At 71.2% G+C, this 4902-nt stretch carries 7 protein-coding genes; all 7 read right to left on the minus strand.

Annotation, left to right across the window (positions count from 1 at the left end; genetic code table 11):
* Positions 1–291 (minus strand): hypothetical protein (locus QQK25_RS22150; protein ID WP_284189909.1); only part of this gene is annotated, 291 nt, incomplete at its 3' end.
* Positions 284–1807 carry a baseplate J/gp47 family protein gene (locus QQK25_RS22155; protein ID WP_284189910.1) on the minus strand — a complete coding sequence of 508 codons (1524 nt, stop codon included), beginning with the start codon at positions 1805–1807 and terminating at the stop codon, positions 284–286. The genes QQK25_RS22155 and QQK25_RS22150, both read right to left, overlap by 8 nt.
* On the minus strand, positions 1797–2210 hold the full coding sequence (locus QQK25_RS22160; protein ID WP_228111913.1) for a contractile injection system sheath initiator: 414 nt from the start codon (positions 2208–2210) through the stop codon (positions 1797–1799). The genes QQK25_RS22155 and QQK25_RS22160 overlap by 11 nt, the downstream gene beginning before the upstream one ends.
* A 10-nt stretch (positions 2211–2220) precedes the next feature.
* Positions 2221–2868 (minus strand): hypothetical protein, encoded by a 648-nt coding sequence (locus QQK25_RS22165; protein WP_284189911.1) that lies wholly within the window; start codon positions 2866–2868, stop codon positions 2221–2223.
* Between the two features lie 7 nt (positions 2869–2875).
* Positions 2876–3514, minus strand: a complete 639-nt coding sequence (locus tag QQK25_RS22170) for a phage baseplate assembly protein V (RefSeq protein ID WP_153162088.1) — start codon at positions 3512–3514, stop codon at positions 2876–2878.
* A 29-nt stretch (positions 3515–3543) separates the two neighbouring features.
* The gene (locus QQK25_RS22175; protein ID WP_284189912.1) at positions 3544–4599 is read right to left on the minus strand and encodes a peptidoglycan-binding domain-containing protein; all 1056 of its coding nucleotides are present in this window, start codon (positions 4597–4599) and stop codon (positions 3544–3546) included.
* Positions 4600–4604: 5 nt separating this feature from the next.
* Positions 4605–4902, minus strand: a 298-nt coding sequence (locus QQK25_RS22180) for a hypothetical protein (protein ID WP_284189913.1), incomplete at its 5' end; no start/stop codon positions are given.

Consider the following 4902-nt stretch of genomic DNA (forward strand, 5'->3'; position numbering starts at 1 on the left):
GCCCGGGCTGCGGCTGTAGCCGGCGTGGCGGACCCGCGGCGGCAGGCGCGTCACCTGCAGCAGGCGGCCGAGGCCTTCGAGGGCGCTGGCTTCGTCGGGCGTGGGCAGCTGGGCGCTGGCGAGGCCGACCCAGCGGTCGTACTGGATGCGGGTGAGGGTGTCGTCCACCCGCCCGAGGCTGGCCGCCATGCTGTCGATCAGCGCGCCCACGGCGCTCGACGAAGGCTGGGCGGTGAAGATGCGCGGCAGGAGGGCGAGGAGGCGCTCGCGGCGCGCCCGCAGGTCAGCCATCGCCGCCCTCCGCGCGCAGGGTGAGCTTGCGCGGCATGGGCTGTTCGCGCGCGCCGATGCTCGCCACATCGGTGTCGTCGTCGAGCTCCTCCGCCAGCCCGTCGCGCTCGTGGGTGACGGTCACCCGCAGGCGCACGATGGCCTCGGGCGGGATGATGTTGGTGACGGCTTCTCGCACCGCGGCGTAGCCGAGGCTGGCCGGTGTTTCGGCCGTGGCTTTGGCGGCGGCCTTGTCGAAGACGTCCTTGATCGCGCCGGTGATGCGCGCCTGCACTCCGGCGGCGGTGGGCGTGCCGGCAGCCACGGTGAGGGTGGTGTCCACCCACAGGTCGAGCTTGGGTGGCTCCAGGCTCAGGCGCAGGGGCAGGGCTTCCGGGTAGAGGCCGATGCGCTCGCCGGGGCCGGCCAGCACGTCGCCGTTGCCCATCAGCGCCCGGTAGGCGACGGATTCGAGCCCGCTGCCGTCCTTCCACACGAAGGGCTCCAGCAGCGGACGCTGGCCCGTGCGCTCGCAGCCCACCACCGCCTCGTGGCCCAGCAGCAGGGCGCGGATCTTGGCGTCGCGCACCGCCTCGCCCACCTTGAGGGCGCCGAAGTAGTCGGTGAGCACGCCGGTGAGGCGCTTCTGGATGTCGGCCTGCTCGCGCTCCGACACCGCCGCGTTGAGGGTGAGGGTGGCGGTGATCTGCACGAACACCGGCGTGGCCGGGCCGCAGCGCAGCACGATGCCGGCGGGGCGCACGTTCTCGAGCCGGTTCTTCACCTCTTCGAGGAGCTGGGGCGCGATGTCCCGGTCGCCTAGCACCACCTCCACCTCGCCCGGGCGGCCTTCCGGGTTCTCGATCACCTGCACCTCGCGGATGCCCAGGCTGCGGGCGGCTTCTTCGAGCGCGGCGACGGTGCCGGTGTTGGACGACAGCACCAGCCGGCGGGCGCGGGCGCGCAGCTCGTCGTCGGTCTCCTCCCGCTGGCGGAGCACCAGATCGCCCGGGTTGCTCACCGCGTCGACGCCGGCGATGGGCCGCGGCAGGCTGGCCAGGGCGCCGGCCTTCACCGTCGTCCCGCCCGGCTCCACCGCCCGCACGCCCACCACCACCAGCCGTTCGCCCTTGTCGAGCACTGCGTTGGCGGTGGTGGCGAAGAGCGGCACGTCGCGCCCGGCCACCAGGGTGCCAAGCGGAATGTGGATATCCTCCGGCGCCGGCTGGCCGCGGCTGAACACGGCCGTGCCTTCCAGGTGGCCGCCCCGCTGGCGTTCCAGCCCCAGCAGGGCCACCACGTTGTCGAGGGCCGGGCCGCTGGCCGAATCCAGATAGGCGTTGCGATACACGCTGTCGAGCTGCTCGTAGCACACCGCCAGCTCCCGGGCGAAGGCCTCGGCGAGGGTGCGCACCACGCTGCCCTCGTTGGCGTCGGTGAGCGCCAGCCGGCCGCCCAGCCCGGAGGCGATGTCGGCGAGCAGGGCGTCCACCACGTCCGAGAAGCCCTTCTTGAGATAAACCCGCTCAAGTGCCATCGATTCGCACCTCCAGGCTGGTTTCCAGGCCGCTCACCGCGCGCACCCGGGCTTCCACGTCGACCCCGTCGCGGGTGGGCTCGTGGGGCGTCACGCGCACCTGCAGGACTTCCTCCACCCGCGGGTCGCGCAGGAGCTCCTGGCGCACGTAACGGCGCAGCAGCTCGAGGTTGGCCCGGTCGAGGGGCTCGCCGATCAGGTCGCGGATGCGGCTGCCGTAGCGCGGGTGGCCGAGGCCGTCGAGCTCGCCCCGGTCCACCAGCAGGCGCAGGGTGAGGGCCTGGACGAGGTTCTCCACGCCGCTCACGGTTTCGAGGTCCTGCAGGCCGACGGCGAGATCGGCTCCCTCGCTGCCGCGGGCAAAGACGAGGCGCAGGTCGGTGCCGAAGGGATCGATGGCCATCAGGGCGTCCTCACATCAGGCGGCCGGGGCCGGCGCTGGCGCCCGGCGGGCAGGGGATGCCCGGCGACACCATCACCTGCCCGGCGAACATCGTCAGGCCCAGATCGACGCCCTGGGCCAGGGCCTTGGCCAGATCGGGCGCCGCCTCGCCGCGGATGCCGTTCTGGCTGAGCAGACCGTTGGCGATGCCTTCCAGCGTCGACGCCAGCGGCACCGGCTGGAGCATGCCCGGCCCGCTGCTCACGAAGCCGGCCACCGGGATGCCAGGCATCACCATGCTCTGAGCGCAGAACAGTGCGATGCCCTGGGCGACGGTGCCGGCGATGGCCTTGGCGAGCCCGTCGGCATCTTCGCCGCGCAGGCCCTGAGCCTGGCACTGGCCGCTGGCGAGGCCTTCGAGCTGCGACGCGCCGGGCCCGCCGGCGGGCGGCGGCATCAGCTGGCCGGGGCCGGCGCTGGCGCCCGTGCCGGTGATCGGGTCGGCCGCCACCGGGATGCCGGGCATCGTCATGGCTTGCGACAGGAACATCGTGAGCGCCTGCCCGGTGGTGTTGGCGATGGCCGCGGCGAGGCCCGGCACGTCCTCGCCCTGCAGGCCAGCGGCGTTGAGGAAGCCCTTGGTCGGCGATTCGATCTGGGATGGACTGGGGGCGGGCATGGGCAGCCTAACCTTTCGCCTTGACGGTGCCCGAGGGCACCAGCGCCTTGCCGGTGAAATAGCACTTGTGGGATTTCTCGGTGATGACGCCGGCGCCGTCCTTGCCCAGATCCACGTTGCCCGAGGCATCCAGCGTGAAGTCGGTGCATTTGATCGTCACCTTGCCCTTGGCCTCGATGGTCAGGTCCGCCTCGCCCAGCACCTCCACGTTGCCATCCTTCTTCACCGTCACCACTGTCTTGCCGGCGGTGACGATGCAGGATTCATCCGCGTCGATGGCGAAGCTGCTCACCCCGTCGGCGGTGGCAAACACGTGCCACTCCTTTTCCTTGTGGAGCGGCGGGTTGATCTTCTCGGAGTACAGCCGGCCGATCACCACCGCCCGGTTCGGGTCGCCGCCCACGTAGTTGAGCAGCACCAGATCGCCCACCTGGGGTGCGCTCGCCATGCCTACGTGGGGCGTGGCGATGGGCACCTTGCGCAGCTCCAGCCCGCCTTCGCGCAGCTGCACGGTGCACTCGAGGTTGTTGCCGTCGTCCGCCCCGGTGTGGGGGAAGACGCTGGTCACCACCGCGAGCTCGCCCAGGCGCAGGCTGCGCAACTCGTCGCGGACCACCGCGCGGATGATGTCGATCGGGTCGCTCATGGCGTGTCGCTACCGGCTGGGCGTGGGCCTCACTTCTTCGCCATCGGGTCGAAGCCCTTGGGCAGCGCGTCGGCCTTGTAGCGCTTGGCGCGCTTCAGGTTCTTGGTGTCGAAATCCAGGTGGAACAGGCGGTTGAGGGTGGCGTTGTCCAGCGCGCCGGAGAGCGGCAGCTCGTTGAGCTGCTGGAAGGTGCGCAGCCGCCCGGTGAGCGCGGGGCTGAACTTCTTGCGGTCGTCCACCGCGGGTTCGGTGTAGCCCAGGGCTTCGAGGACGCTGTTGAGCTCCTGCACGTCGATGCCCTTCTTGTCGGTGGAGAAATCCAGCTCCCAGATGGTCTCCACGTCCGGCGCCTCGCCAAACTTGCCCACCGACTTGGCGGGCAGCTTGTCGTCGGTGGCTTCCCACAGCCGGCGGGCACCCAGGCGGTTCACGTCCAGCGACGACTGGCTGGCGCCCTTGCCGAAGTTCTGCAGCCGGAAGTTCTGGTCGAAGGCGTACTGCACCAGACGCAGCTTGCCGGTGCGCTCCAGCACGATGTGGCTCTCGGTGGCGGCGCCCAGCTTGGCTTCGTCCAGCGGCGCCTGCTCGATGCCGAGGAGCTTGTAGAGGGCCGCGCCGATCACCTTCAGGTCGTCGGGCTCGGGCACCTTGTCGGCGATCTGGACGATCTTGTCCATGATGTTGCCCACGTCGGGGATGGGCGAATCCGGGCTCGGGTCCTGGCCCACGGCCACTTCCAGCGCGTTGATGAACTGCTTGCTGGTGGCGGTCTTGACGAACTCGGCCGACACCTCGACCAGCGCCTTGGCGGCGTCGCCCTGGATCAGCAGGTCATTGGCGTCGAGGGTGAAGCGCTGCAGGTAGGCGACGGCCAGGGTGAGCACGTCCATCGCCTTCATCACGCCCTTGGCGATGGCGTCGTCGCGGAACTCGCGCACCCGCACCACGCGCACCCAGCGGGGGGCCTGGTCCTGGCGCTTGCTGCTCTCGAGGGCCACGCGCACGCCGTCGAGCAGGATGGCGACGGTGCGGAAGGGGTTGTCGGCACGACCGTCGTCGGTGGTGGCGGGAAGGTTGTCGGCCATGATGCTTATCCTCCAGAAAGGGCGGCGCCGGGGGTGGAAGGCGTCGTCGGGGTGGTCGGGGGGGCTGGCGTCTTGAGGGCCAGCAGTGCGGCGGACAGGCGGTCGAGGGCGGCGATGAGGCCGCGCCACTCGGCGGGAGCAAGCAGGGACACGGCGCCTTCGGCCACTTCGACGCCCATGTCGAGCACGCCGGAGACCTGGCGCAGCGGGTCGGACACCGTGCGGGCCGACTGGGCCGCGTCGGCGAGGCCGATGCCCATGTCGGCGAGCCAGCCGCCGCCGGCATCCGCCGCGTCGCCCACG

It is taken from the genome of Zoogloea oryzae (assembly GCF_030161255.1).
GTDB classification, from domain to species: domain Bacteria; phylum Pseudomonadota; class Gammaproteobacteria; order Burkholderiales; family Rhodocyclaceae; genus Zoogloea; species Zoogloea oryzae.

Coding starts and splice junctions, on each gene's coding strand:
- QQK25_RS22170 (WP_153162088.1), bottom strand. CDS start 3,514: ATGAGCGACCCGATCGACATCATCCGCGCGGTGGTCCGCGACGAGTTG.
- QQK25_RS22155 (WP_284189910.1), bottom strand. CDS start 1,807: ATGGCACTTGAGCGGGTTTATCTCAAGAAGGGCTTCTCGGACGTGGTG.
- QQK25_RS22165 (WP_284189911.1), bottom strand. CDS start 2,868: ATGCCCGCCCCCAGTCCATCCCAGATCGAATCGCCGACCAAGGGCTTC.
- QQK25_RS22160 (WP_228111913.1), bottom strand. CDS start 2,210: ATGGCCATCGATCCCTTCGGCACCGACCTGCGCCTCGTCTTTGCCCGC.
- QQK25_RS22175 (WP_284189912.1), bottom strand. CDS start 4,599: ATGGCCGACAACCTTCCCGCCACCACCGACGACGGTCGTGCCGACAAC.